General features: G+C 69.9%; 25 protein-coding genes and 1 pseudogene. 8 read left to right on the forward strand and 18 right to left on the reverse strand.

The window, feature by feature from the left end; genetic code table 11:
• Window positions 1–97: 97 nt before the first annotated feature.
• Entirely contained in the window at window positions 98–1,273 is a 1,176-nt protein-coding gene (locus FZP69_RS09495) for a pyridoxal-phosphate-dependent aminotransferase family protein (protein WP_152041077.1), read from the forward strand.
• Window positions 1,274–1,294: 21 nt separating this feature from the next.
• On the opposite strand, the gene FZP69_RS09500 is transcribed toward FZP69_RS09495, so the two are convergent.
• From FZP69_RS09500 to FZP69_RS09510, 3 genes are all read right to left on the reverse strand, one after another.
• On the reverse strand, window positions 1,295–1,690 hold the full coding sequence (locus tag FZP69_RS09500; RefSeq protein WP_152041078.1) for a VOC family protein: 396 nt from the start codon (window positions 1,688–1,690) through the stop codon (window positions 1,295–1,297).
• Between the two features lie 161 nt (window positions 1,691–1,851).
• Window positions 1,852–3,150 (reverse strand): MFS transporter, encoded by a 1,299-nt coding sequence (locus tag FZP69_RS09505; RefSeq protein ID WP_240137513.1) that lies wholly within the window; start codon window positions 3,148–3,150, stop codon window positions 1,852–1,854.
• Between the two features lie 102 nt (window positions 3,151–3,252).
• Complete coding sequence (locus FZP69_RS09510) at window positions 3,253–4,704, reverse strand: HEAT repeat domain-containing protein (protein ID WP_192918518.1); 1,452 nt, start codon at window positions 4,702–4,704, stop codon at window positions 3,253–3,255.
• A gap of 621 nt (window positions 4,705–5,325) precedes the next feature.
• Between FZP69_RS09510 and FZP69_RS09515 the strand changes: the two genes are divergently transcribed.
• The 4 genes from FZP69_RS09515 (at window position 5,326) to menC (ending at window position 8,810) form a co-directional block, all read left to right on the forward strand.
• Window positions 5,326–6,267, forward strand: coding sequence for a 1,4-dihydroxy-2-naphthoyl-CoA synthase (locus FZP69_RS09515; protein ID WP_152041080.1), 942 nt, complete (start codon window positions 5,326–5,328; stop codon window positions 6,265–6,267).
• 214 nt (window positions 6,268–6,481) lie between these two features.
• Complete coding sequence (locus tag FZP69_RS22510) at window positions 6,482–6,631, forward strand: DUF7563 family protein (protein WP_192918519.1); 150 nt, start codon at window positions 6,482–6,484, stop codon at window positions 6,629–6,631.
• Between the two features lie 135 nt (window positions 6,632–6,766).
• Window positions 6,767–7,708, forward strand: coding sequence for a 1,4-dihydroxy-2-naphthoate polyprenyltransferase (locus FZP69_RS09520; protein ID WP_152041081.1), 942 nt, complete (start codon window positions 6,767–6,769; stop codon window positions 7,706–7,708).
• 46 nt (window positions 7,709–7,754) lie between these two features.
• On the forward strand, window positions 7,755–8,810 hold the full coding sequence (menC, locus tag FZP69_RS09525) for an o-succinylbenzoate synthase (protein ID WP_152041082.1): 1,056 nt from the start codon (window positions 7,755–7,757) through the stop codon (window positions 8,808–8,810).
• A gap of 102 nt (window positions 8,811–8,912) precedes the next feature.
• On the opposite strand, the gene FZP69_RS09530 is transcribed toward menC, so the two are convergent.
• The 3 genes from FZP69_RS09530 to FZP69_RS09540 form a co-directional block, all read right to left on the reverse strand.
• The gene (locus FZP69_RS09530) at window positions 8,913–9,467 is read right to left on the reverse strand and encodes a halocyanin domain-containing protein (protein ID WP_152041083.1); all 555 of its coding nucleotides are present in this window, start codon (window positions 9,465–9,467) and stop codon (window positions 8,913–8,915) included.
• A 50-nt stretch (window positions 9,468–9,517) separates the two neighbouring features.
• Window positions 9,518–9,886, reverse strand: a complete 369-nt coding sequence (locus tag FZP69_RS09535) for a hypothetical protein (protein ID WP_152041084.1) — start codon at window positions 9,884–9,886, stop codon at window positions 9,518–9,520.
• Window positions 9,887–9,966: 80 nt separating this feature from the next.
• Complete coding sequence (locus tag FZP69_RS09540; protein WP_152041085.1) at window positions 9,967–10,296, reverse strand: hypothetical protein; 330 nt, start codon at window positions 10,294–10,296, stop codon at window positions 9,967–9,969.
• Window positions 10,297–10,439: 143 nt separating this feature from the next.
• Between FZP69_RS09540 and FZP69_RS09545 the strand changes: the two genes are divergently transcribed.
• A complete protein-coding gene (locus tag FZP69_RS09545) occupies window positions 10,440–11,180 on the forward strand; it encodes a ThuA domain-containing protein (protein WP_152041086.1) in 741 nt (246 codons plus the stop codon).
• A 70-nt stretch (window positions 11,181–11,250) separates the two neighbouring features.
• On the opposite strand, the gene FZP69_RS09550 is transcribed toward FZP69_RS09545, so the two are convergent.
• Window positions 11,251–12,204, reverse strand: a complete 954-nt coding sequence (locus FZP69_RS09550; protein ID WP_152041087.1) for a nucleoside hydrolase — start codon at window positions 12,202–12,204, stop codon at window positions 11,251–11,253.
• Window positions 12,205–12,445: 241 nt separating this feature from the next.
• Here FZP69_RS09550 and FZP69_RS09555 point away from each other — a divergent pair, with 241 nt between their 5' ends.
• Window positions 12,446–13,375, forward strand: coding sequence for a PfkB family carbohydrate kinase (locus tag FZP69_RS09555; RefSeq protein WP_152041088.1), 930 nt, complete (start codon window positions 12,446–12,448; stop codon window positions 13,373–13,375).
• A gap of 254 nt (window positions 13,376–13,629) precedes the next feature.
• Here FZP69_RS09555 and FZP69_RS09560 read toward each other — a convergent pair whose 3' ends face one another.
• The 8 genes from FZP69_RS09560 to FZP69_RS09595 all read right to left on the reverse strand — a co-directional run bounded on the left by FZP69_RS09560 (window position 13,630) and on the right by FZP69_RS09595 (window position 20,586).
• Window positions 13,630–14,472: a hypothetical protein gene (locus FZP69_RS09560; protein WP_152041089.1), complete on the reverse strand. Its 843-nt coding sequence runs from the start codon at window positions 14,470–14,472 to the stop codon at window positions 13,630–13,632.
• 473 nt (window positions 14,473–14,945) lie between these two features.
• On the reverse strand, window positions 14,946–15,407 hold the full coding sequence (gene pyrI / locus FZP69_RS09565; RefSeq protein ID WP_152041090.1) for an aspartate carbamoyltransferase regulatory subunit: 462 nt from the start codon (window positions 15,405–15,407) through the stop codon (window positions 14,946–14,948).
• On the reverse strand, window positions 15,404–16,330 hold the full coding sequence (pyrB, locus tag FZP69_RS09570; protein WP_152041091.1) for an aspartate carbamoyltransferase: 927 nt from the start codon (window positions 16,328–16,330) through the stop codon (window positions 15,404–15,406). The genes pyrI and pyrB overlap by 4 nt, the downstream gene beginning before the upstream one ends.
• Window positions 16,331–16,462: 132 nt before the next feature.
• Window positions 16,463–17,719 (reverse strand): Glu/Leu/Phe/Val family dehydrogenase, encoded by a 1,257-nt coding sequence (locus FZP69_RS09575; RefSeq protein ID WP_152041092.1) that lies wholly within the window; start codon window positions 17,717–17,719, stop codon window positions 16,463–16,465.
• A gap of 106 nt (window positions 17,720–17,825) precedes the next feature.
• Window positions 17,826–18,692, reverse strand: a complete 867-nt coding sequence (locus FZP69_RS09580; RefSeq protein WP_152041093.1) for an HpcH/HpaI aldolase/citrate lyase family protein — start codon at window positions 18,690–18,692, stop codon at window positions 17,826–17,828.
• Between the two features lie 155 nt (window positions 18,693–18,847).
• Window positions 18,848–19,312, reverse strand: a complete 465-nt coding sequence (locus tag FZP69_RS09585; protein ID WP_152041094.1) for a hypothetical protein — start codon at window positions 19,310–19,312, stop codon at window positions 18,848–18,850.
• Between the two features lie 260 nt (window positions 19,313–19,572).
• Window positions 19,573–20,301, reverse strand: coding sequence for a DUF429 domain-containing protein (locus FZP69_RS09590; RefSeq protein ID WP_152041095.1), 729 nt, complete (start codon window positions 20,299–20,301; stop codon window positions 19,573–19,575).
• 87 nt (window positions 20,302–20,388) lie between these two features.
• Complete coding sequence (locus tag FZP69_RS09595) at window positions 20,389–20,586, reverse strand: hypothetical protein (RefSeq protein ID WP_152041096.1); 198 nt, start codon at window positions 20,584–20,586, stop codon at window positions 20,389–20,391.
• Between the two features lie 572 nt (window positions 20,587–21,158).
• Here FZP69_RS09595 and FZP69_RS09600 point away from each other — a divergent pair.
• Window positions 21,159–21,956: a BtpA/SgcQ family protein gene (locus tag FZP69_RS09600; RefSeq protein ID WP_152041097.1), complete on the forward strand. Its 798-nt coding sequence runs from the start codon at window positions 21,159–21,161 to the stop codon at window positions 21,954–21,956.
• A 33-nt stretch (window positions 21,957–21,989) separates the two neighbouring features.
• Here the strand turns inward: FZP69_RS09600 and FZP69_RS09605 are convergent, their stop codons facing one another.
• The 3 genes and pseudogenes from FZP69_RS09605 to mvaD form a co-directional block, all read right to left on the reverse strand.
• On the reverse strand, window positions 21,990–22,412 hold the full coding sequence (locus tag FZP69_RS09605) for a CBS domain-containing protein (protein ID WP_204959940.1): 423 nt from the start codon (window positions 22,410–22,412) through the stop codon (window positions 21,990–21,992).
• 513 nt (window positions 22,413–22,925) lie between these two features.
• Window positions 22,926–24,047: pseudogene (locus FZP69_RS09610) on the reverse strand (NAD(P)/FAD-dependent oxidoreductase); the annotation flags it as partial.
• Between the two features lie 197 nt (window positions 24,048–24,244).
• Entirely contained in the window at window positions 24,245–25,216 is a 972-nt protein-coding gene (gene mvaD, locus FZP69_RS09615; RefSeq protein ID WP_152041099.1) for a phosphomevalonate decarboxylase MvaD, read from the reverse strand.
• Window positions 25,217–25,269 lie beyond the last annotated feature (53 nt).

The following is a 25,269-nucleotide window of genomic DNA, read 5'->3' on the forward strand; positions in this document are numbered from 1 at the left end:
GATGAAACATCGCCACTGTCGACCCGCGCGTGTCGGTCGCGTCGAGTCGGAGCGCCGGGCCGTACGGCTTTTTATTGAGGGACCGACAACCGCACGTATGGACGACGCCCCAGACATCGGTGAGCTGACACCGCCGGACAGGACGCTGATGGGCCCCGGTCCCAGCGAGGTCCACCCGCGAGTGCTTCGCGCGATGAACACCCCGCTTCTCGGACACCTCGATCCGGCGTACCTCGAAGTGATGGACGAGGTACAGGAACTCCTGCGGTACACGTTCCGCACCGACAACGAGTGGACGCTCGCGGTGAGCGGCACCGGCTCGTCGGCGATGGAGGCCTCGATCGGCAACCTCGTCGAGCCGGGCGAGGGCGTCCTCCTCCGGACGAATGGGTACTGGGGCGACCGGATGGCCGCGATGGCCGAGCGTGCCGGCGGCGACGTCGTGTCGCTCCCGACGGCGGCGAACGAGCCGATCGACGTCGCGGAGGTCGAGCGAGCGTTCGCCGAGGAAGAGATCGACGTGGTCGGGATCTGTCACGCGGCCACGACGACCGGCATCCGCCAGCCCGCGATGGCCGACATCGTCGACGTCGCCCACGACCACGACGCGTACGTGATCGCCGACTGCGTCACCTCGCTCGGTGGCGTCCCCGTCCACGTCGACGAGTGGGGGGTCGACGTCGCCTACTCCGCCGCCCAGAAGTGCCTCTCCGCGCCTCCGGGTGCCAGCCCGATCACCGTCTCCGACCGCGCGATGGAGAAGATCCGCGGCCGCGAGACCGAACCCCGGTCGTGGTATCTCGACCTCTCACTCCTGGCACAGTACTGGGGCGAGGAGCGCGCGTACCACCACACGGCGCCCATCACAACCGTCTACGCGCTTCGGGAGGCGCTCCGCCTCGCCGCCGAGGAGGGGATCGAGGCCCGCTGGGAGCGTCACCGCGAGGTGGCGGGCGAACTCAAGGCCGGCGTGGAGGCGATGGGGCTCGAGATGAACGCCCCCGACGACCTCTGGCTCCCCTCGCTGAACGCGGTTCGCGTCCCCGACGGCGTCGACGATGGCGCCGTGATCTCCCACCTCCTCGAGGCGTACGGTCTCGAGATTGCCTCGGGGCTGGGCGGCCTCTCGGGTGAGATCTGGCGGATCGGCTGTATGGGCTACTCGGCCCGCCGGAAGAACGTCGAGTACCTCCTCGCAGCGCTCGCGGACGCCCTCCGCAAGGAGGGGTACGATCCCGACGGCCAGGCGGCGGCCGCCGCGTCGGACGACTGACCTCTCCCCGCCCGACGTCCGTCAGTCGTCGTAGCGCGCGAACTCGACGAGGTTCCCGTCGGGGTCCCGGACGTAGATCGACCGCATCGAGCCACGGGCACCCGTCCGCGTGACGGGTCCCTCGACGACCGCGACGCCGGCGTCTTCGAACCGCTGGCCGAGGCGCTCGACGGCTTCGTCGACGACCAGACAGAAGTCGGCCGAACCCGGCGCGGGATCGGTGGCGTGGAGGACGTCGACGTCGCCGGCGGGGTGGAGGTTGAGCTTCGTGGTGCCGAACGAGAGGGCGATCCGGTCGTCGCCGAACGTCTCTCGTTCCGCGACACCGAGCGTGTCGGCGTAGAACTCGCAGGTCGCCTCGACGTCGGTCGCGTACAGGACGAGGTGGTCGATGCCGGTGACAGGGCTGTCGGTCATGGCCGCTCAGAGGACGACGACGTCCAAAGCGGTACCGGCACGGTCGACGTCTCCGGGTCGGCAGCACGTCGAGAGTGCCCGCGGATCGTCCGGGTGTCTCGCGCGTCGTGTCCGCCCCGGAGCGCGATCGGTCCGGGCGGTCCGTGGGAGTCGCCGTGGCGTCACCACTCCGAGAGCGCGTTCGGGCCGTGGAGCACGACGAGCGTGGCGAGGAACGCAGCGACGCCAGTGAGCGCGAACGCGCCACCGACGTAGAACACCCAGCCCATGCCCACCTCGGTCATGAGCCACCCACCCAGCAGGGGCCCGGCGATGCTCCCCGGCCGCCAGAGCAGGTCGCGGACGCCGAAACTGGAGGCGACTCCGCCGGAGTCGGTGCCCTCGTCGGCGAACAGCGCCATGCTGGCGGGTTCGCGGAGGCTGTCGGCGACGCCCAGCAACCCACTGAGCGCCACGAGTGGGAGGAACGCGGGCGAGAGCGGCCCCAGGAGCGGGAGCGTCGCCGGGAGGCCGAGCGACGCGCCCACGGACGGGGCGAACGGGACGGCGACGGCGACGACCCCGTAGCCGGTGCCACCGGCCGCGACGAACGCGGCCCGACCGTAGCGGTCCGAGAGCCGACCCATCGTCGGCTGGGAGAGCATGTTGGTGAACTTCTCCGCGACGACCGTGAGGCTCACCGCGAGCCCGCCGTACGCGAGGCCCCCGGTCGCGGCGGAGACGCCGGCGAAGATCGGCACCCACGTCCGAACCAGCGTGACGGCGACGGCGTACTGGGTCCGGAACGTGGCGACGGTCAGGATACGACGGTTGAGCGCGAGGTCCGAGAAGGGAAAGCCGTCGACGACGGTGTCGTCGCCCGGGAGCGCCACCCAGACGAGTGCCGTCGCCACCACGAAGACGGCGGTGACGACGGTGAACACGGGACCGAACCCGTAGCGGTCGTAGAGGATGCCCGCGCTCAGACTCCCGACGATCGAGGCGGCGAACGCCCAGGCGTTGGCCTTGCCGATGTAGTTCGCCCGCGTGCCCGTCGTGGCGAGCTGGCCGACGAGCCCGAGCGACATGAGCGAGATGCCGACGAAGGTCAGTCCCTGGACCACCCGCAACAGGACGAACCCGAGGCTCGTCTCGACCAGCGGGTAGGCCGCGTAGACGACGATCCCGAGCGCGAGGGCGGCCACGAGCACCCGGCGTTTGTCACCCCGGTCGCCCCACCAGGCGATCGGGACGACGGCGAGGCCGGACGAGAGCGTGAACCCGGTGGTGAACAGGCCGATCACGACCCCCGCGGAGAGCGTCAGGCCGACGACCGTCACGGCCGAGGGGTCCAGCACCTCGATGTACTTCGGCAGGAGCGTCGCGAGGATGATGAAGCCGAACCCGCCGGCGAACCGCGAGACGTACAGCGCCACGAACGGGGAGAGAGAGGGGAGGAAAGTCGCGGGGCGACGTATCACGTCCGGGATCGTTCGACCGGAGTCAAACCCGTTGCGATTCGCCGGTCGCCGACGGGTCGTTTGTCAGTCGTCGAAGTGTGGCGGAGCCGAGACTGGGACGACTCAGTCGCCGGCGCGCTCTCCGTCGCCACCGGTCACCTCGTCGACCGCCCAGCACGCCCGATCACGGACCCGCTGGCTCGCGTCGTCGACGCGGAGCCGGTCGAGCTCCGAGCGAGCGACCCGTGCGTCCTCCCGGAGGTACCCCAGGGTCCAGCAGGCGTTCTCCCGGACGAGCGACTCCTCGTCGTCGAGGCAGCCGACCAGCCTGTCGACGGCGTCGACGAGGGCATCGGGGAACTCGCGGGCGACGCGGGCGACCGCGGTGGTGGCGTTGGCCCGGACGACGCCGTCCTCGTCGTCGACGGCCGCCACCAGTGCGTCGACGTGACGTCGGACGTCGACCACGTGAGTCACGGCGACGTCGCCGACGACGCCGGCAGCGTTGGCGCGAATCCCCACGCCGGCGGTGTCGGCGTCGAGCACCGCGACGAACGTCGGCACGTGGTCGACGACCGCGTCCGGCCACTCGCGGGCGACGCGACCGACTGCACAGGTCGCGTTCAACCGCGTCACCTGCGGGGCCGTCGGGTCGTCGACGACCGAGACGAGTCGTCCGACCATCGGGCGGACGGCTCCGGGGTCGACGGCGGCGATCCGGCCGATCGCGTACGTCGCGTGTTTCCGCCCGTCGGCGTCGTCCCCGTCGAGGAAACCGGCGAGGTCGTCCGCGCAGTCGACGACTGCGGTGGGATCGTCGCCCGCGACGTGTGCGACGCACGCGACCGCCGCGGACGCGTCGACGGGGCCCGGCGCGTCGAGCGCGGGGAACACGCTCGAAACGTGCGGCGTGACGTGTTCTGGGCACGTCGCCGCGAGGGCCGCGAACGCGGCGAGTGCCCCGGTCCGAATCTCGTCTCTTCCGGTCGTGTCTGCCCCGATCGTCTCAGTCCCAGTCTCAGCCCCGGTCGTCCGGGACACGAGCGTCCCCACGCGCGGCACCGCGGCCAGACAGTCGTCCGGTCGGTCCCGTGCGAGCCGGGCGAGACAGTCGAGCGCCGCGACCAGTGCCGCGGGGTGTGCGGACGGGTCTCGATCGAGCACCGAGAGGACGACCGCGACGTCGACGAGCGCCGGCGCGTGGTCGGCGAGACCCCGGAGGATCGTCGCCCTGGCGTGTGTGTCGGGTGGCAGCGCCGCGGTCACCGCCGCGCGGTCCGGAATCGGCCGGACGGACTCGATCGCCTCGAGAGGGATCGGGCGCGCGACCGGCGGTTCGGCGGTGACACACGAGACGTCGACTGCGGGCGTGTCGTCCGACCGAGCACCGTCCGGGACCGGACTGACGTCGGTCGCGAACGTCGGCCGCTGGCGGCCGTCTTCGACGCAGTGGAGGACCACGACCTCCGCGGCGAACGACCGGATCGACGCCAGCAACGCGTCGACGGTCGCGGGCGGCGGTTCGTCGGTCGTCGTCGCGCTGGTCTCGTTCCGCTTCGGCTCTTCTCCGCTCACCCGACTACCTCGCTCGTCTTCGGTGTCCAACTCACTGTCGCTCGGTTTTCGATTCGAGATCACTGCTCTTGAAATTATTCCTCGGACGACAGTCATCTTCGTCGTCGGCTAGGCGGCGTGATCTCCGTCTGCGAGTCGTCGGTGGCCCTGACGACAGTCCTCCGTGGGGGCGCTCCCGACGAACACGACCGGTGCTCGGCGGGGGCACCGTCGAGCACGACTCCGACGACGTGGTCGACGACGAGGCGACCCACCGGACACAGAGGGAGCGAGTCGAACGGACCTCGACACCGTCGCGATTCGACCGCTCACAGGCGATCGAAAGGGCTCACCCCGGGAAAGCCGATGCGCCCGCGAGCACGTTCGAAGTGCGCTGGTGTGCGTCCCCCGACGCCGTCTCGCAGGGGCCGAACGAGACGGTACAGTCGCCGTCGCCCGAGACCACTCGCGACGAGACGGTGATTCGAGTCACTGGGGAACGATATCGGCCGGACGCCGCGGTCGATCCAGAGACAGCCGAACGGTGGCTCCGGTCCTTCGCCGTCTGGCATCATTCGACTGACTGAACACGATGGGCGGTGGAGAGCGAATCTTTTTGCGCGTCCGTCCCGCCCTCGCATCATGGTCTCTGAGTGCTTCGACGCCGAGCAGTGGGAGCCGGTGGACGCCGCCGCCGGCTTTACCGACGTCACCTACCACCGTGCGACCGACGTCCCCGCCGTCCGGATCGCGTTCGACCGTCCCGAGGTCCGCAACGCGTTCCGCCCGCGGACCGTCGACGAACTGTACGTCGCCCTCGACCACGCCCGGCAGGACCCCGAGGTCGGGTGTGTGCTCCTGACCGGGAACGGACCCTCTGAGAGGGACGGCGGGTGGGCCTTCTCGTCGGGCGGCGATCAGGCGATCCGGGGGTCGTCGGGTTACGAGTACCGCGATGACGACGACGCGGGGGAGGACGAGAGTGCGGACGGCCAGGGAGACGAGCACGGGGACGACGACGCCCCGCGCGTCGGTCGCCTCCACATCCTCGAGGTCCAGCGACTCATCCGATTCATGCCCAAACCCGTGATCGCGGTCGTACCCGGGTGGGCCGTCGGCGGCGGGCACTCGCTGCACGTGGTCTGCGATCTCACGCTCGCCTCGCGGGAACACGCCGTCTTCAAACAGACCGACGCCGACGTCGCCTCCTTCGACGGCGGCTTCGGCTCGGCCTATCTCGCCCACCAGGTCGGCCAGAAGAAGGCCCGCGAGATCTTCTTCCTCGGGCGGAACTACGACGCCGCCGAAGCCGCGGAGATGGGGATGGTGAACGAGGTGGTCGCCCACGAGGAGCTCGAAGACGTGGCGCTCGCGTGGGCCGACGAGATCACCCGGAAGTCGCCCACCGCCATCCGCATGTTGAAGTTCGCGTTCAACCTCGACACCGACGGGCTGGTCGGCCAGCAGGTCTTCGCGGGAGAGGCGACACGGCTGGCGTACATGACCGACGAGGCTCAGGAAGGGCGAGACGCCTTCCTGGAGAAGCGCGAACCGGAGTTCAGACGGTTCCCTTGGCACTACTGATCCCTGACCGTCTCCCCTCGTCGCGATGTGTCGATCGCGGCCGATGCGCTCGTGGTCGGCCCGTCACGGTTTCACATCCACGCCTTGGCCGCCACGGCCGTCGCGCGAATGGGTGAAGATTTGGGTGAAATCCCGGAAAGTCTTCTTTTATCAGTCCGTCGTCGCTCGAGCCGGGGAGAGGAGAGAACGATGACACGACACAGGGAGCGAACCGATGCCGGCGTGTGACCACTGCGGCCGACACGTCTCGGACCGATTCGCCCGCGTCTTCGCGGACGCGTTCGGCGAGATCCACGCCTGTCCGAGCTGCGCCCCGAACGACGGGATCGCACAGATCGCCTCACAACGGGCGCGCGAGCGGTAGGTCGGCCACGACTAGCCCCCGCGCACTGACGCGACGCGAGTCACGCGACGCCGACCGAACTCGTTGCGGAATCCGGCCCTCGCCGAGCCACGGGAAACGGACCATTTAGGCCCGTCGCGTCCCGAACAGTCGACAATGAGCGCGAGCACGAACGAGGTCTCCCGAACCCGAGCCTGGGTGATGGCTGCCCGGCCACAGACGCTGCCGGCGGCCGCCGCACCCGTCGTCGTCGGGACCGGGCTCGCGGTCCACGACGGGGTGTTCGCCCCGCTGCCGGCGCTCGTCGCGCTCGTCGGCGCGGCGCTCATCCAGATCGGGACCAACTTCGCGAACGACTACTACGACGCCGTCCAGGGTGCCGACACCGACGAGCGGGAGGGGTTCACCCGCGTCACCGCCTCGGGACTCATCTCCGCGCCCGAGGTCAAACGGGCGATGTACCTCACGTTCCTCGCGAGCGTCGTCGTCGGCACCTACCTCGTCGCCGTCGGCGGGGTTCCCATCCTCGTCGTCGGCCTGTTGAGCGTGGCGTCGGGGATCGCCTACACCGGAGGTCCGTACCCACTGGGCTACCACGGCCTCGGTGACGTGTTCGTCTTCGTCTTCTTCGGTGTCGTCGCCGTCACGGGCACGTACTACGTCCAGGCGGCCGCCGTGCTCTCGGGTGTCTTCCCCGTCGCGATCCCACCGGGAACCGTCACCACCGCGGTGATCGTCGCGTCGCTCCCCGTCGCGGCCGTCTCGACGAACATCCTCGTCGTCAACAACCTCCGCGACCGGGCCGAGGACACCCGGACTGGTAAACGGACCCTCGCCGTCCGGTTCGGGTCGGGGTTCGCCCGCGCCGAGTACGTCGCGCTCTTCGTGCTCGCGTACGCCGTCCCCCTCTACCTGGTGTCGACTCCCGGGTTCGGCCTGCCCGTCCTCCTCCCGCTGCTGTCGCTGCCGCTCGCGGTCGCCGTCACCCGGACCGTCCTCACCGAGTTGACCGGCGCGGCGCTGAACCCCGCGCTCGAACAGACCGGCAAGACGCTCGCGCTGTACGCCGTCCTCGCGGCGGTGGGGTTCGTCCTGTGACGTGTATCTCGTGCGTCGAGCGTCGCTCGGCCCGGGAGCGTCGACCGTGACCGTCGACGTGACGCCGTTCGAGCTCCCGTTGCGGACGCCGCTGTCGACGGCGCACGGCTCGATCGACCGCCGTCGCGGGTTCGTCGTTCGCGGAGCCGTCGACGGGGTCGCGGGCGTGGGCGAGGCCACGCCGCTCCCCGGGTGGACCGAGTCGGTCGACGCCTGCCGCCGCGCGCTTGACCTCGTCGACGACCTCGGGGCCGCGCTCTCGACGGGCATCCTCGACGACGCCCCCGCCGCCAGACACGCCGTCTCCCTCGCGCTGTTCGACGCGCGTTCGAAGGCCGCCGACGAGTCGCTCGTCCGGTTTCTCGCCGGCGCGCGAGCGCCCGTCGCGGAGACGGTGCCGGTCAACGCGACCGTCGGCGACGCGGGCGTGACCGAGACGGCCGACGCCGCGCGCGAGGCGGCCGACGCGGGCTACGACTGCGTGAAGCTGAAAGTCGGCGTCCGACCCGTCGAGACGGACGTCGAGCGGGTCGCCGCCGCCCGCGACGCCGCGCCCGACGTCGACCTGCGCGTCGACGCGAACGGCGCGTGGTCGCGCACGGAAGCCGAGCGGTTCGTCGACCGCGTCGGTGCGCAGGGACTGTCGCTCGACTACGTCGAGCAGCCCCTCCCGGCCGACGAACTGGGAGGGCACGCCGCGCTCCGGACGTCGACCGACCTCCGCATCGCCGTCGACGAGACGCTCGCGGCGACGGCCGTCGAGGAGGTGCTCGCGGCCGACGCCGCCGACGTCCTCGTCCTGAAGCCGATGGCGCAGGGCGGACCGGCACGGACGCTCGGGCTGGCCGAACTGGCGGGCGAGGCCGGTGTCGAGAGCGTCGTCACGACGACCATCGACGCGGTCGTCGCCCGGACGGCCGCGCTGCACGTCGCCGCGGCGCTCGGCGACCCGCCGGCGTGCGGGCTCGCCACCGGCTCGATGCTCGCGCGCGACCTCGCGTCCGACCCTGCACCGGTCGTCGACGGGCGGATGGCGATCCCCGAGGGACCGGGACTCGCCGGGGACGCGTTCGCGACGCTCGACGTCGACCCGACGCCGTAGCGGATCCGCCGTCGAAGTCGCCGTCACGAGTGGACGCGTCGGATACGGGTGGGTGGAGACGAGCGAGCCGCCGCCGAAAGTTGCGGCGGTGAAGACGCGCGATCAGCCGTCGACGACCGCGACGGCTCCCTTCATCCCGACTGCCTGGTGCGGGAGACAGAAGTACAGGACGACACCCGGCTCGTCGAACGTCCGCTCGTACGTCGCCCCTTCGGCGGAGGCGAGTTCGGACTCGAACGCCCCGTCGCGCTCCTGGACGTTGTGCTGTCCACCCTTGCCCGTCCACTCCCAGACGACGGTCGTCCCCGTCGTGACACGGATCGCTGGTGGGTCGAAGAGCAGACCGTTGCCAGCCCCGACGGCGACCGTCACGGTGTCGGCGTCGGTGCGGTCGACGGTCGAGCCGTCGTAGTTCGGCGCGTCGTCGAGCCAGCCGTCGTACGACGGCTCCGCCGGTCCGTCGCCTCCGTCGCCACTGTTCCCACCGTCGCCACTGCTGCCGTCACTGCCGTCGCCCTCACTACCTTCGTCCCCACTGCTCCCGCCCCCGTTGCTCCCGCCGCCACCGCCGGTGCAGCCGGCGACGGCCGCCGTTCCGAGGAGGGCACCCAGCTGGAGGACCCGCCGTCGGGCCACTGGCCCCGTTCGATCGTCCATACGACGGACTCCGACCTCCTGCCTCTTATCGGGACGGATTTCGCCGGCGATCAGCCGAGCGAGTCGGCCCGCCACCCGACGAGCACGTGTCGGTGACACAGGTAGAGCACGCCCACCGGCGGGAAGAACAGCGCGACCGCGGCGTACAGCCACTTGGACGGGCCGACCTCGACACCGCCGACACCGAGCGAGCGGGTGTCCTGAACGAGCGCCGCGGCCGCGAGCGGGGCGAACACCAGCGTCGCGAGGCTCTCGACTGTCGCCCACAGGAACGTCCCCTCGGCGAGGAGTCGCCAGTCGAACACCGCGAGTACGACCCACGCGATCGCGCTCGCCCCGAGGATGGCGAGCCAGGGACCGGCCTCGTCGGCCCGGTCGTCGCGGTCGTCGGGGTGTTGCGCTGGTTCGATGTCGAACACGATCGCGGTTAGGAACGGATCGGTTTGAACCGTTCGGCCGGTCGGTGTCGCGCGAGCGGTACGATGGCAGGAGCGCGGTGTTACGGCTGGGTCGACAGCCGGTCCCAGAGCGAGGGCAGGTCCTCGATCCGTTCCCACCCCTCGGCCTCGTCGACGTCCGCGTCGACGACCGTCACGTCGTCGAAGTAGTCGTCGAGGACGGGGCGTTCCATCGCCAGCGGCGGCGAACAGTAGTCCTCCTCGACCCAGACTGCCTCACCCGTCTCCGGGTCGAACTTCGCGTTCGTGAGCGCGCGGGTCATCGCCTCGCCGAACGGCTCCATCCCGTCGATCTCCCCACTGTCGAGCCGGTCGCGGAGGGCCGACAGCCGGCCGTCGATCGGGCGTGCACTGACGAACCGGTAGGCCATACCCGCCGTAGACGGCCGAGAGACGTCAGGGCTTCGCTCGCTCCTGTCGCCGTTCACGGGACGTTCGCGACACACTCGCCGAACGCGCCAGGAGGCTCACGCGGCACGTTCATCACCCCCGGCGACGACCACCCGATACACCGATGCCGCCGACCTCCTCACCGCCGACGGTTACCGTCTGGAACGAGTACCGACACGAACGTGACTCCGACGCCGTCGCGGAGGTGTACCCCGACGGCATCCACACGGCCATCGCCGATGGACTCGCGGCTCACGGCTTCGAGACGCGGACGGCGACGCTGGACGACCCGGCCCACGGGCTCTCTCTCGACGTGCTGGCGGAGACGGACGTCCTGACGTGGTGGGGTCACCGCGCACACGACGAGGTTCGCGACGACGTGGTCGAGCGTGTCTGCGACCGGGTCCGGGAGGGGATGGGCCTCGTCGTCCTCCACTCGGGGCACTACTCCAAGCCGTTCAAACGGCTGATGGGGACCTCCTGCGCGCTGAAGTGGCGCGAGGCCGGCGAACGCGAACGCCTGTGGGTCGTCGAACCGGGCCACCCGATCGCCGCGGGCCTCGACGAGTTGTTCGTCGTCCCGCGCGCGGAGATGTACGGCGAGCGCTTCGACGTGCCCGCACCCGACGAACTGGTGTTCTGCTCGTGGTTCGAGGGCGGCGAGGTGTTCCGCAGTGGCTGCTGTTACACGCGCGGGAAGGGCCGGGTGTTCTACTTCCGGCCCGGCCACGAGACGTACCCGATCTACTACCAGGACGAGATCCGGCGGGTGCTCGCCAACGCCGTCGAGTGGGCCCGTCCCCGGGGGGGACCGACGCCGCGGTTCGAGCGGTCCGATCCCGTCGAAGACGTCGACCTCGGCTGAGCGATGGGCTCGTCGGCTCGGTCGTCGGCTCGGTCGTCGGCTCGGAGACGCACCACGCGTTCGGAGACGCTCAGAGCGCCGACTCGGGCGACTCCCCCGAGAGCGTCGCCAGGAACAGCTCCGTGAAGCGGTCGGCGTCGACCGACTCGACGACGGTCGCGTTCGGTGGTTCGTCGAGCACGCCGTTGACGTCGACGAGGCTGTAGCCGCGCGTGAGCCCCTCGCGTTCGTCGACGTCGACGTGGTACCGTGCCTGTTCCTCGATCAGTTCCGGGGCGATCAGGCACGCCGCGGCCAGCGAGTCCGGGAGCGTCAGTCCGTCTTCGCCAGTGGTCTCGCGGGTGAACTGCCGGGGCGCGGTCGAGATCGTCTCGAAGAAGTCCGCCCGTGGCGTGTCCACTCCCTCGAGGCGGGCGATGTCGTCGGCTCCCAGGAAGGCGTCGCGGAGCACCAGCCCCCAGTCGACCAGCGTCACGTCGAGGTCGCGCACGACGCGCTTGGCGGCGTCGGGGTCGACCCAGAAGTTGTACTCCGCCGCGGGCGTGTCGTTGCCGAGACAGCCCACTGCCCCGCCCATCACGACCACCTCGTCGAGGAGGTCGGGGAGCTCGGGTTCGCGGGCGAGCGCGAGCGCGACGTTCGTGAGCGGGCCGATGCAGAGGAGCGAGAGTTCGCCCGGGGCGTCGCGCGCGTGCTCGACGATGGCGTCGGCGGCGTGCCCGTCGGCCGAGTCGATCCCCGTGTCGGCGAACAGGTCGCCGCCGAGCCCGCCCTCGCCGTGGACGTGGTCGGCGTGGTCCCACTCTTTCAGCAGTGGCGACCGGGCTCCCTCGTACACCGGGACGTCCTCGCGGTCGAGCACGGAGAGCGTGTACTTCGCGTTCTCCACCTCGTACTCGAACTCGACGTTGCCGGCGACGACGGTGACGGCCTCGACGGTCAGCCGCTCCGACGCGAGCGCCAGCACCAGCGCCTGCGTGTCGTCGCCCGCGGTGTCCGTGTCGACGATGACTCGTCGGTCCATGTACTCACCCCCTCGCGGGCGAGTTGGAAATACTGTCGGTCGTCGTGCGTCCCGTCGGCCACGATCGCGTGGTCACGTCCCGTCAACCGTCGTCGTGTGTCGTCGGTCGTGGTCGCGTGTCGTCGGTCGGCTCCCGCGACGAACGCGGGCGCGACGGAGACGCGGCGTCGCCCGGCGGACGGTTCGGGGTGGCGGACGGATATCCCAACAGCCAACTACCCCCGACGCACGACAGGAGTGTATGCACGACGTGGTGAGTCTCGGGAGCGTCAACGTCGACCACGTGGGTTATCTCGACGACGACGCGGTCGCGGCGCTCGAAGCGCAGTACGACTGGCTGCCGGAGCCGGGCGAGACGGTCGCCGTCTCCTCGGTCCCCGAGGCGCTCCGCGATCGGCTGTCCGAACTCTCGCTCGGCGGGAAGGGTGCGAACCAGGCGGTCGCCGCGGCTCGCGCGGGCGCGGACACGGCCTTTCTCGGCGCCGTCGGCGAGGACGACGAACGGTACCGGGTGTCTGCGGGTGTTGGCGCGCACGGCGTCGACGTCACCGAGGTCGCGCACGTCGATGGGCCGACGGGTTCGGCGTACATCGTCGTCGACGAGGCGGCCGAGAACCGCATCGCCATCCTCGCGGGCGCGAACGCCGCCGTCGACCGCGACTACGTCCAGTCGCGGTACGACACCGTCCGCGACGCCTCCTGTCTCCTCCTGCAGAACGAGATCCCACTCGACGGCGTCACCTGGCTCCTCGACCGACTCCTCGACGAACCGGACCCACCGACGGTCGTCGTGAACCCCGCGCCCGTCGCGGGATCCGAACCGCTCGTGAGTCACGCGGCGGTCGACGTCGTCGTCCCGAACGAACACGAGTACGCCCGACTGAACGGGGCGCTGTCGACGTTCGAGGGGACGCTCGTCGTCACCCGCGGCCCGAGACCAGTGCGGGTGGCCGGCCCGGAGTCGTTCGAGGTCGCCCCGCCCGCGGTCGACGCCGTCGACACCACCGGGGCCGGCGACGTCTTCACCGGCTACCTCGCGGCGTCGCTGTCGACCGGGAACGACTACTGGAGCGCCGTCGAACGCGCGGTGACCGCCGCGGCGCTCTCGACCGAAGAACACGGCGTCCAGCCGTCGGTCCCCGACGCCGAGACGGTCGACGCCCGGCGCTGACCACCGGGTGTGAACTCGCGGGACGCTCCCGCCTCGTGGGTCGCTCCCGCCTCGTGGGTCGCTCCCGCTTCGTGGGTCGCTCCCGCTTCGTGGTCGGACCCGGGAGGCGGTGCGCCTAAGACCGTGGCACACCTGCCACGGATATGGCAGAAGCCACGAAGGGACAGAAACGGCTGATGATCGGCCTGTTCGTCTTCGCGATCCTGATGACCGTCCTCGGCATCGCGGTCATCGTCTTCCTCTCCGGACTGTAGCTACGCGTCGTCGGGCGTGTACGTCTCTCCCGGCTCGGCGTCGGCCCGCATCCGCCGGAGGGCGGCGGCGGCGTTGCTCGCGTCGTAGCCGAACAGGACGTCTCTCCCGTAGGCAGCGGCGACCTCTGTCGCGTGGATCAGGTCGTCGACGTCGACGTTCACGGCGTACAGTTCGACCGAGAAGTCGACGTCGAGCCCCGCGAGTCTCGTCTGGAACCCCTTCGCGATCGTCTCCAGCCAGTAGGTCGTCCCGTAGTGGGTGTCGTATAGCGGGACGACGAACTCGTCGACGTGCTCGCTCAGGGTGTCGAGGTCGAGACCGGCCCGCTCGTACAGGTGGCCCGGATACGGGTCGGGGTAGAGCGTGAGATAGCATCGGCCCGGCACCCTCGCCGCGGCCTCGGCGACGAAGTCAGTGATCACGGAGGCACGCCAGTCGAACCAGTCGTCGAAGTCGCTCTCGTGAAAGAGCCGCTCACACCGGTCACAGTGACAGAACTCCGCGCGGGGGAAGCCGACGTCGTCGAGGCGGACGTCGTCGTTCTCGGCGACGCAGTCGTCGACGATCTCGAGTAGCCCCTCGCGGTAGCGATCGTTCGTCGGGCAGACGTACGCCCAGTCGAAGTAGGTGCGGTCTCTGGTGGCGAGTCGGCCCTCCTCGTCGACGGGGACGAGGTCGGGGTTCTCGTCGGCCGCGGCGTTGTCACCGAAACACGACACCATGTTCACGGCGTTCGGGAGCGGCGCGGCCGCTCGGCCCGTGACGTCCTTGACCTCGTAGAAGCCCCGGTCGAAGTCGCTCCACTCGACTTCCTCCGCGTTTCGCGTGACGACACCGTACATGCGCGAAAAAGCGGCCCGAGGTGGGTAACGGTTTTCGTTCGGTGCCGTCGATTCGGTCGATTCGTCGATTTGGTCAGCTCGCCCGGCGTCGCGGTCTCACTCGGTCGGGACCTCGACGGGGTCGCCCCCCGACGAGACCATGACGTAGACGAGTGCGACGAGCGCGACGACGAGGACCAGTTTCGCTTTGCTGGACATACGTGGAACTACTCCGACGACGTACAAATCCGTTTCGCTCGTTTCGACGGAGTGTCCGGAGTAGGCAACGAGGCGAGTCCGAGCGAGAGAGGGTGGCCCTCTCGTAGCTGAGCCGTGCCTCGCGAGGGAGGACGGTGTGAGAGACGACCGAACCCTCTCGCGGGGCGGCACGGGCCACGACGCGTCCGACGCACTCCGGTTCGCGTCCTTCGGGCGGCCGGGAGCGACTCGTCGCGTAGAAGCAATAGACCGCGCGCACGGTCACGGGCCCGGAGTCAGGAGGCGTCGATGTGGTCGGCGAACGCCTCGCGGATGAACGTGCCGCAGTACTCACAGCGGAGCCCTTCCGGGAGGACGGAGAACTCCGAGCCGATGGGCTCGTCCGCGTTCGTGATGCAGTTGTGGTTCGGGCACGAGAGCACCCCCACCACGCGGTCGGGCCGTTCGACGCGGTTCTTCTCGACCACCTCGTAGTCGCGGACGATGTTGATCGTCGCCTCTGGAGCGATGAGCGAGAGGACGTCCACCTCCGACTGGCTCAGCTCGCGGTCTTCGACCTTCACGATGTCCTTGCGGGCGATCCGGCCGGACGGGACGTTCATGCCGATCGAGACGGATTCGCCGGCCGAGCCGTCGATGCCGAGAATCGCGAGGACGTTCAGCGCCTGTCCGGCGGTGACGTGGTCGATGACGGTCCCGTTGCGGATCTTCGAGACGCGGAGTTCGTGTTCGGTCATGGTGACTGTGAGTCGGTGTGCCCCAGGAGACTGTCGAGGAGCGCCATCCGGACGGGGACGCCGTTGTGCGCCTGCTCGAAGTAGTTCGCCTGCGGCAGGTCGTCCACGGCGGGATCGATCTCGTCGACCCGCGGCAGGGGGTGCATCACGGCCAGCGACTCCTTCGCGTCCGCGAGCGTCGTCGCGTCGATCTGGTACTCGCCCGCCACCTCGCGATACTCGCGCTCGTCGGGGAAGCGTTCGCGCTGGATGCGCGTGACGTACAGCACGTCGAGTTCGGGGAGGACCTCGTCGAGGTCGGCGTGCTCGCGGACCTGCGCGCCCGCCTGGTGGAGGTCGTACCGGACGCTCCGGGGCAGCTGGAGCGACTCCGGCGAGACGAAGTGCTGGCGGACGTCGAAGTTGGTCAGCGCCATCGACAGCGAGTGGACCGTCCGCCCGTACTTGAGATCGCCCATGATACCGACGGTGATGTCGTCGAGGCCGACGTTCTCGCGGATCGTGTACAGGTCCAGCAGGGTCTGTGAGGGGTGCTGACCCGCGCCGTCGCCCGCGTTGACGAGCGGGACGTCGACGAACTCGGACGCCATCCGTGCCGAACCCTCCGCAGGGTGTCTGAGCACGAGCGCGTCGGCGTACCCCTGAATGACGCGGACCGTGTCGGCGAGCGACTCGCCTTTCTTCACCGACGAGGACTCGACCGACCCCATGTCGATCGTCTCGCCGCCGAGCCGTTTCATCGCCGTGTCGAAGCTCATCTTCGTCCGTGTGCTGGGTTCGAAGAAACAGAGTGCGAGCACCTTTCCGGCGTGGCGCTCGCGAACCGCCGTCGGGTCGGCGTCGATCTCGGCGGCGCGGTCCAACACCGCCTCGACGTCGGCGCGCGACAACTGCGCGGCGGAGATGAGGTGGTCGTAACGCATCAGTGTACTTCGGACGTGGCAGGGGCTTGAATCTCCCGGACGGATGCGATCGTCGGGGAGCCGTCTCTCGTGAGGCGACCTCGTCGAACGGAGCCGACGGTCCGGTCACGACGGTCGACTCTGGGAGTGCGTCTACGGCCAGCTTCCGGCTCCGCGGTAGGCGTCGGCGACGCGCTGGATCGCGACGACGTACGCCGCGGTTCGGAAGTTCGGCAGGTCGTGCTCCTCGTACGCCTCGACCAGCCGGTCGAACGCGTCGACGACGATCCGTTCGAGTTCGTCGTTGACACGCTCCTCGGTCCAGGCGAACCGCTGGCGGTTCTGCACCCACTCGAAGTACGAGACGGTGACGCCGCCGGCGTTGGCGAGGATGTCCGGGACGACGGTCACCTCCTTCTCGGTGAGGATGTCGTCGGCGTCGGGCGTGATCGGCCCGTTCGCCGCCTCAACGATGACGTCCGCCTCTACCTGGGTCGCGAGTTCGGCGTCGATGGCGTTTTCGAGTGCCGCCGGCACCAGCAGGTCGACGTCCATCGTGAGCAGTTCCTCGTTCGAGAACTCCTCCTCGGCGTCGGCGTACCCCGAGACGGAACCGGTCTCTCGCTTGAACTCCTTGACGGCGCGTGTGTCCAGTCCGCCGGGGTGGAACACCGCGCCCGAGGAGTCCGAGACGGCGACGACGTTCGCGCCGAGATCCTCGATGAGCTTCGCGGCGACCGACCCGGCGTTGCCGTACCCCTGAATCGCGACCGTCGCCCCCGTGACGTCCTTGTCGAGGTAGTCGAACGCCTCGCGGGAAGCGAGCATCACCGACCGGCCGGTCGCCTCGACACGGCCCGCACTGCCGCCGTTGGCGGGCGACTTCCCCGTGATGACGCCCGGTGCCGTCGTGTTCTCCAGTTTCTCGTAGGTGTCCTTGATCCAGTTCATCTCACGCTGACCCGTGTTGACGTCCGGCGCGGGAATGTCCTTGTCCGGGCCGATGAACGGGCGGAGTTCCTTGGCGAACGTTCGGGTGACGCGCTCCAGCTCCGACTCGGAGTAGCCACGAGGGTCGATCACGATGCCGCCCTTGCCCCCGCCGTAGGGGATGTCGACGACGGCGCACTTGTACACCATCCACCCCGAGAGCGCCTTCACCTCGTCGCGCGAGACGTTCGGGTGGTAACGGATGCCACCCTTGTACGGTCCCCGGTCGCCGTTGAACTGCGATCGAAACCCGCGGAACGTCTCGAGCGTCCCGTCGTCCAGCTCGACCGAGAGCGTCAGTTCGAGGACCCGTTCGGGGTGTTTGAGCCGGTTCACCACGTCCGCGGGGACGTCCAGGTAGGCGGCCGCGTCGTCGATCTGTTCCTGGAGACTCTCGAACGGGTTCGCCTCGTCAGGCATGGTGGAACCACCACCGGGAGCGAGAATAAGTGTGCCGGAGTATGTATCATAGGGTAGACCTAATACACCTAATACTCTCTCGTCCCCCCACGACCGACCCCGGTGCTCACCCGTCCTCGACGACACCCGCAGCACGGGCCCGTTCGAGCGTCCGTTCGGCCTGCGTGACGAGCGGCGCGTCGATCATCTCGCCGTCGACGCTGAACACCCCACGACCCGCCGCGTCGGCGTCGTCCTTCGCCGCGAGCACGCGCCGTGCCCACTCGATCCGGTCCGCGTCCGGCGTGAGCGCCTCGTTGATGATCGTGACCTGTCGCGGGTGGATGGCGAGTTTGCCGTCGTAACCCAGCTGGACGGTCGTGGCCGTCTGTGCACGAAGCCCCTCGTCGTCCTCGTAATCCGTGTGCAGGGTGTCGATGGCGTCGACGCCGGCCGCGCGGGCCGCGACGAGCACGCGCTGGCGGGCGTACAGTACCTCGGCCCCCTCGGCCGTGCGTGTCGCTCCCACCGACGCGGCGAAGTCCTCGGCCCCGAAGACGAGCGCGTCGACCGGTTCCGTCCCGGCGACGGCCGCCGCGTTCAGCACCCCAGTCGCCGTCTCGACCAGCGCGAGGAGCGGGACGTCGACGCCGTGAGACGCGACGAGATCCGCCACAGCGACGACGTCGTCGACCGACTCCACCTTCGGGACGACGACGGCGTCGAGTCGGACCTCGTCGCCGTCCGCGTCGTCGGAACCGAGCAGGACGTCGAGGTCGGCCTCGGGGTCGCCGACGCGGACGGCGACCTCGCAGTCGGGGTCGAACGCCGGATCGACGAGCACCGCACGAACCGCCGCCCGCGCCTCGTCCTTCCGTGACGGGGCGACGGCGTCTTCGAGGTCGAAGACGACGGTGTCCGCCCCGCTCGCGGGTGCCTTGCGCAGTAGCTCGGGTCGATCGCCGGGTGAGAAGAGGACGCTCCGCCGGGTCATGGGGGCGTCGACGGCCGACGCCCGCAAGAAGGTTGTCCTCCCGTACACGGGTGTGGTCTCGTGCCGAGTGCACCGGGCGGACACTCGCTCCGGTCGACGACCGCGTGGGAGAACCACCACGTGGAGGGGATCTCCACGCGGAGAGACCGACCGCGCTACGCGTGGTCGACGGCGTGCGCGTCGACGTCGACGTCGTCGGCGACACCGAGTTCGTCGAGCGCGTGGACGACGACTCGCGCCTGGACCGCCGCCTGCGGCTCGGCGTCGGGGTCGTCGATGGTCGCCAGACTCCGCGCGAGCAGCCGCCCCTCGAGTTCGGTCTGGTCGGGTTCGTCACGGGTCGCGTTCAGGAGCGCCTCGAAGTCCTCCCGCAGCGAGAACGAGGCGTGAGCGACGTTACACCGCGACAGCGGCAGCATCCCCATCTCGAGGACGAGGTCGCGCACGAGTTGCCAGTCGCTCTCGCAGAAGTGGATCGACACCTCGCCGACGATGTCACGCCACGCGATGGGGTCCGCGTTCCGCATCAGCGTCACGGCTCGCGGCGGCAGATCGAGTCGGGCGACGGTGTCGTCGTCGGCACAGAGACAGCACGGCTGTTCCGTCTGGCCGGTGTACATACTCGCTCTGAGGACGCGATCCGTTAGAGGGTTTCGCGACGAAGGGAGGCGACGATGGCAGGGTGATGACGTCGCCGTCTTCGGTCGCAGTACGGTGGCGCGAAGACATGGCAGGTACTGAGACACACGGTGGGATGCGGTTGGTCAGGGCATCGTTCGCGCCAACTGCGGAGAGTGGACTGTACAATAAAAACCTTTCGAGACAGTTGTATGTACACTATATATCGTACATATTGTACTAATACATTGATTTTTACGAATCATTTGATCGAATCGGATATGTCGGGGAATCTGATCTCCATCGGGAGACCGACGCGGTCGCGCGGGACGTCGGCGTCGGGGACGTCGGGTAGTCGCGCCAGGGGCTGAGACGCGGCGACGGCGAGCACCAGCGCGTCGATCACGTCGTCGCGCGCCACGTCGCTCCGGCGGGTCGCGTCGAGACACGCCGCGTACGTCTCGTCGACGTCGGGCACCGCCGGTCGGAGACGGTCGAGCCGCGCCGTCCGCCCCGCCGTCTCCGATTTCGACGTGAGGACGGGTCCGTCGCCGAGCGCAGCGAAACACAGCTCCGGGTGGGCCTCGACCACGCGCGACGCCGCGGCCGGCGACGACCGGAGCGTCGCGTCGACCTCCCTGATCTTGGGGACGAGGTGCCAGGCCTGAATCGAGAGCCCGTAGCCCGTCCGATCGCGGTTCACCACCGACGCCGTCTCGTGGTCCGGCGCGTCCAGCACGGCCCGACACGGCGCGAAGAACACCGTCGAGGCGCGCGATCCCAGCCGCTCCCGGGCGGCCTCGTCGCACGCGCGGCGCTCGGTCTCCGGGAGGCCGATGGGCATGTCGACGAGCAGGCGCTCCGCCGTCGGGAAGGCGCCGAGGACGCGCTCGAAGTCGGGGTAACAGCCGTGGTCGACCCCGCCGTCGGGGTCGAACCTTACTGCGAACCACCCGGCCGAACAGCCGTCGACGCCGACGTATCGGGACACACAGCACCCGGCGGCCGCCGACGGAAAGAGCGTTCCGGGTGTCAGCGTCCCGGTCAGCGTCCCGACACCGCCTCAGCGGTCCGTCGGTCACGACCGCCAGAACGCCTCCGGCGGCGACGACGACAGGTCACGGTTCCAGACGACGGCGACCACTCCGTCGGCGGGAGCGGGAACGAGTAGCGCGACCCACCCCGAGAGCGACGCGCCCGGATCGATGCGTCGTTTGCCCGGATACGGCGTCCCCGGCCAGCGGTACTCGTCCCACGACTCGGGGCTGTAGTACACCGGCGCGCGACCGTCGGCACTGGCAGTGGAGAACTCGCTCCGGGAGGGTGTCGCCCGACGCCTCGTCGACGAGTTCGACCGTCCAGCCGCCAGCGTACGGCGCGACCACCGGCCCGACTGCCGTCTCGCGCGTCTCGCCCGGCTCGATCGGCTCGACCTCGACCGCTCGATCCGTCTCGTAGATCATCCCTGCGAACGCACGGATTCGCCCACGGTAGCTGCCGCGCGACCCGCCCGTGTTGGTCACCGTGACGGTCGCGGAGAACGCCGCTCCGAGGGTCAGTTCCGCGGGCACGGACAGGGACGCCTCGAACGCGGGCGGGTCGGCGCTCCCCACGCGCAGACCGGGGCCCGTACACCCTGCCGTCAGGGACGCCCCCGCGGCCCCGACAGCGCCGAGCAGCTGTCGTCTGTGTACGTCGCTCGTTCGTCAGCACGGAGCGTGAGCCTACCCCGGATGTGCTCGGCGGCTGCCAGACCGTGGCCACACACGCCAGGGCGCGAGGAACAGCGCGTGCGACCACGAACGGGCCGACCGAACTGCCTTTGCGTCCCCGCCGAGTGTGCCCGCCATGACACTGCTCGATTCGGAATCCGTCGTCGTCGGGATGGTCCACCTCGCACCGCTGCCGGGCTCGCCGGGCTTCGGCGGTGATCGCGATCGGATCCGCGACAGGGCACTGGCGGACGCTCGTTCGCTCGCGGCCGGCGGCGTCGACGCCGTGATGGTGGAGAACTTCGGCGACGTCCCGTTCTACCCCGACGCGGTGCCGAAACACGTGGTCGCCTCGATGACCGACGTGGTGGGCCGGATCGTCGGCGCGGTCGACTGCCCCGTCGGCGTGAACGTCCTCCGGAACGACGCCGACGCGGCCCTGTCGGTGGCGGCCGCGACCGGCGCGTCGTTCGTCCGCGTGAACGTCCACGCCGGGGCACGCGTCACGGACCAGGGGCTGATCGAGGGGCGCGCACACGAGACCCTCCGCCTCCGGGACCGCCTCGACGCCGCGGTCGAGATTCTGGCGGACGTCGGTGTCAAACACTCCACGCCACTCGGCGAGGAACCGTCACTCGCCGCGTCGATCGACGACGTGGTGACCCGCGGCCTCGCCGACGCAGTCGTCGTCTCCGGCCGGGGGACGGGACACGCGGTCGACCCGGCACGACTGGAGCGTGCGGCCGCGGCCTGCGAACGGCACGACGCACCGCTGTTCGTCGGCAGCGGCGTCACCCGCGAGACGATCGGTGACTGTCTCGCACACGCCGACGGCGTCGTCGTCGGGACGGCGCTCAAGACGGGTGGCGAGACGACGAACGCCGTCGACGAGGGACGGGTTCGCGCGGTCGTCGAGGCGGCCAGCAGTCGATAGCTGCGGGACGGGACACCGGAGACGGGAGTCGCCTCATCCGTTCGATCCGGTTCGGGCGCGACGGATCACGTCCCGCAGGCGGGGGATGTAGTGTGCGAGGTTCGTCGTCGTGAGCACCCCGACGAGCTCCCCGTCGTCGACGACGGGGAGCCGCCGGATCGAGTGATCGCGCATCAACTGGGCTGCCGTGTCGATGGACGCCGTGCTGGTCGTGGTGACGACGGGTGTGCTCATGAACGAACCGACCCGAACGGCGGCCACGTCGGCGTCGTTCGCGACCTGTCGCATGACGTCGGACTCGGTGACGATCCCCACGACGTCGCCGGTCTCGTCGACGACCACCGCCGACCCGATGGCGTTCGCCGCGAACAGCCTGGCGACCGCAGCCGCCGTCGTCTCAACCGTGACCGTCCGGACCGACTGCGTCATCACGTCGCTCACCGACTGCTCGATCATGCCACCGGTTGGATACGAACACGCTTAACATTGCTGAGCGCCGCCTCAGACGGGTTGCGGGCCGCTTGCGGTCGTCGACACGACGTCGACCGTGATCTCGGCAGTGACTACGACCGCGACAGAGGCGGCCGCGGCTCCGTGACCGGTCGATCCACACCGCGTCGATGCTGCTCCCGACAGCCTCCTCCAGCGACGCCCTCCCCCGCCCGCGAGCTACTCCGCCGACTCGTCCCCGTTCGCGTCGGCGTCCGCGTCGGTCTCCGCCTCCGTGTCGTCGTCCGTCTCCCGGTCGAGATCGACCGTCCGGTGCTCGGGATCGTCGTCCGTCTCGTCGTCCACGGGGATCTCGATCTCGATCGGTCCTGCCGGTTCTTCGGACACCGTCCGATCGGGCGCGTCGGCCGTCCCCGTGCCGTGCCCACCGACCCCGTCGACGACTTCGGCGGGGTCCGGGACGTCGTCGAGCGCCGCCTCGAGCTCCTCGCCGTCGACGGCCTCGATCCCGCCCGTGCCGAGTTCGGTCTCGACGAGGTCGGCGGCCTGCCGGATCGCCCCGATCGAGGAGAGATGCCCCGCACCGACGGTCGTCTTCATCGCCAGCGCCGCCCGTCCGCGGAGGACGGTCGGACCGACCTGCGCGACGGTCCCGTCGCCGACCGAGACGATCCACCCGGGGACGTCGAAGCGGTACTGCTGGAGCCGTGGGAGAAAGTCGTCGGGGTCGGCCTCGCGGTCGTGTCGCACGAGCGTGAGGAGGTTGTCGGCGACGACGCGCGCCTCGCGGAGCGCCGCAGAGGCGGACGCGGGCACTGCCTCGCCGTCGGCGTCGACGATCTGGGCGGCGTCGCCCACGACGAACGTCCGGGCGTCGAGTCGCAGATCGCCCCTGACGGCCGGTCGATCCCGGCCCATGGCGTCGGGGCCGCGGATGCCACCGGTCCACACGAGCGTGTCGTACGGCACCGCACCGGCGTCGGTCTCAACCGCGTCGGCGGTCGCCCGTTCGACGGTCGTACCGGTCCGGACGTCGACGCCCCGCGCCACCAACTCGTCGTGGACGGCCCGCTGGAAGTTCTCGGGGAACGACGGGGCCACCGAACCGAGCTGTTCGAGCAGGACGACGTCGACGTCGGCACCCTCCTCGTCGGCGAGCGCCGCGAGTTCGCCCGCGACCTGCACGCCCGACAGCCCCGCGCCGCCGACGACGGCCGTCCCGCCCGCCGCACAGGTGTCGAGGAACGATTCGCGGATGGCGTGGGCGTCCTCGACCCGTTTCAGCGGGACGGCGTGCTCCGCCAGCCCCGGCAGGTCGTAGAAGGCCGTCTGGGCCCCGAGACAGACGGCGACGTAGTCGTAATCGAGGTCGCCGTCGGAGAGGTGGACACGTCGGCGATCCCGGTCGATCGACTCGACCCGCGCGGTCCGGATCTCCGCACGGTCGAACAGGTCGTCGAGGGGTACCTGGATCGCGTCTTCGAGCGCCGGATACCGGACGAGCCGGTGGAGTTCGTGCTGGACCAGGTGTGTCGGATCTTCGTCGACGACGACGAGTTCGACTTCGGGGGGGAGTCTGGCGTCGAGCCGGCGGGCGACCGTGACGCCCGCGTAGCCGGCGCCGAGGACGGCGATACGCATACTCGGGGGGAGGGACGCGAAGGCAAAGAACGTTTCATGACGGAACGCACGAACGTGTCAGGACTGAAGGTACCTGACGCGTCGGGCGACCGGTGGCCCCTGGACGGAACTGCTCGCGAGATCACGTCCGACGCGCCCGTTAGAACAGCGCCTCCGACTCGTCTAGGACGCGCGCTGGGCCTGCGACCCACCGCCCGTTAGAACAGCGCCTCCGACTCGTCCAAGACGCGCGCTGGGCCGCCAACCGTCCACACGTCGGTGTCGACACCGCAGTCGGCGACGGCCGCCTCCACCGCGTCGACGTGTTCTTCCACCGTGTTGACGTACACCGACGCACCCGTGTCCGTCGAGAAGTAGACCGGAACGCCCTCCGACCGGAGCTCTCGCACGGCGTTGAAGATGGCGATCGTTCGAGGTTGCCAGTACACCCACCCGGCGGGACCGGTCATCGTCGTCGCGGCCAGCGACAGCGAGTCGTGTTCGGCGAGCTCGAACGCGCGGTCGAAGTCCGCGCTTCGGAGGGCGTCACGCATCTCCGCGATCTGCCCGTGGATGTGGGCCATCCGCGCCTGGAACATGTGCGAGTCGGCGGCCTCCCTGTGGGCCTGTTCGGTCTCCTTGTAGGCGGGGACCAGTCCCGTCACGATCCGGAGCTCCGATTCGAGGTCGGTCTCGATCCGTTTCGAGCGGCAGTCGTCGTCGTTCAGCCCGGCGTAGAGGTGCGAGAACGCGCCGGTGACCGCGCGAGCGGCCGACGAGGAGCCGCGGCGGGCGACCGTCGAGATCTCCGGGCGTGTCATGTCGAGCCCGGCGGCCTCGCACGCCGCGGTCGCGAGCGCGGCGAACCCCGACGACGACGAGCCGAATCCCACGTTCGAGGGGAACGAGTTCGCCGACTCCACGCGGACGGCGTGGTCGATCCCGGCGAGCTCGCGGACGTGGTCGACGACGTGGTCGATGCGTTCGGCACCACGACCCTCCACGACGTCGCCGTCGATCCGGTACCGATCGTCGGTGGCGTCGGGGTCGAACGCGACCGTCGTGCGCGTGTGCGACGGTGCCGTGCAGACGCTGATGCTGTCGTGGTACGGCAGCCGCAGGTCGGGGTCGCGCATCCCGTGGTACTTCACCAATCCCTGGATCGGATGTGCCTTGGCGGTGGCTTTCATACTCGTACACGAGAGCGCGCGCGACGCGGGGTTAAACGTCCCGGAACCGACGG

This window comes from Salinigranum salinum, assembly GCF_009176545.1.
Lineage (GTDB): Archaea > Halobacteriota > Halobacteria > Halobacteriales > Haloferacaceae > Salinigranum > Salinigranum salinum.

Excerpts from the sequence above, each read along its gene's own strand:
- FZP69_RS09495 (WP_152041077.1), top strand. The coding sequence starts at position 98 with ATGGACGACGCCCCAGACATCGGTGAGCTGACACCGCCGGACAGGACG.
- FZP69_RS09500 (WP_152041078.1), bottom strand. The coding sequence starts at position 1,690 with ATGACCGACAGCCCTGTCACCGGCATCGACCACCTCGTCCTGTACGCG.
- FZP69_RS09515 (WP_152041080.1), top strand. The coding sequence starts at position 5,326 with ATGGTCTCTGAGTGCTTCGACGCCGAGCAGTGGGAGCCGGTGGACGCC.
- FZP69_RS22510 (WP_192918519.1), top strand. The coding sequence starts at position 6,482 with ATGCCGGCGTGTGACCACTGCGGCCGACACGTCTCGGACCGATTCGCC.
- FZP69_RS09520 (WP_152041081.1), top strand. The coding sequence starts at position 6,767 with ATGAGCGCGAGCACGAACGAGGTCTCCCGAACCCGAGCCTGGGTGATG.
- FZP69_RS09530 (WP_152041083.1), bottom strand. The coding sequence starts at position 9,467 with ATGGACGATCGAACGGGGCCAGTGGCCCGACGGCGGGTCCTCCAGCTG.
- FZP69_RS09540 (WP_152041085.1), bottom strand. The coding sequence starts at position 10,296 with ATGGCCTACCGGTTCGTCAGTGCACGCCCGATCGACGGCCGGCTGTCG.
- FZP69_RS09545 (WP_152041086.1), top strand. The coding sequence starts at position 10,440 with ATGCCGCCGACCTCCTCACCGCCGACGGTTACCGTCTGGAACGAGTAC.
- FZP69_RS09550 (WP_152041087.1), bottom strand. The coding sequence starts at position 12,204 with ATGGACCGACGAGTCATCGTCGACACGGACACCGCGGGCGACGACACG.
- FZP69_RS09555 (WP_152041088.1), top strand. The coding sequence starts at position 12,446 with ATGCACGACGTGGTGAGTCTCGGGAGCGTCAACGTCGACCACGTGGGT.
- FZP69_RS09560 (WP_152041089.1), bottom strand. The coding sequence starts at position 14,472 with ATGTACGGTGTCGTCACGCGAAACGCGGAGGAAGTCGAGTGGAGCGAC.
- pyrI (WP_152041090.1), bottom strand. The coding sequence starts at position 15,407 with ATGACCGAACACGAACTCCGCGTCTCGAAGATCCGCAACGGGACCGTC.
- pyrB (WP_152041091.1), bottom strand. The coding sequence starts at position 16,330 with ATGCGTTACGACCACCTCATCTCCGCCGCGCAGTTGTCGCGCGCCGAC.
- FZP69_RS09575 (WP_152041092.1), bottom strand. The coding sequence starts at position 17,719 with ATGCCTGACGAGGCGAACCCGTTCGAGAGTCTCCAGGAACAGATCGAC.
- FZP69_RS09580 (WP_152041093.1), bottom strand. The coding sequence starts at position 18,692 with ATGACCCGGCGGAGCGTCCTCTTCTCACCCGGCGATCGACCCGAGCTA.
- FZP69_RS09585 (WP_152041094.1), bottom strand. The coding sequence starts at position 19,312 with ATGTACACCGGCCAGACGGAACAGCCGTGCTGTCTCTGTGCCGACGAC.
- FZP69_RS09600 (WP_152041097.1), top strand. The coding sequence starts at position 21,159 with ATGACACTGCTCGATTCGGAATCCGTCGTCGTCGGGATGGTCCACCTC.
- FZP69_RS09605 (WP_204959940.1), bottom strand. The coding sequence starts at position 22,412 with ATGATCGAGCAGTCGGTGAGCGACGTGATGACGCAGTCGGTCCGGACG.
- mvaD (WP_152041099.1), bottom strand. The coding sequence starts at position 25,216 with ATGAAAGCCACCGCCAAGGCACATCCGATCCAGGGATTGGTGAAGTAC.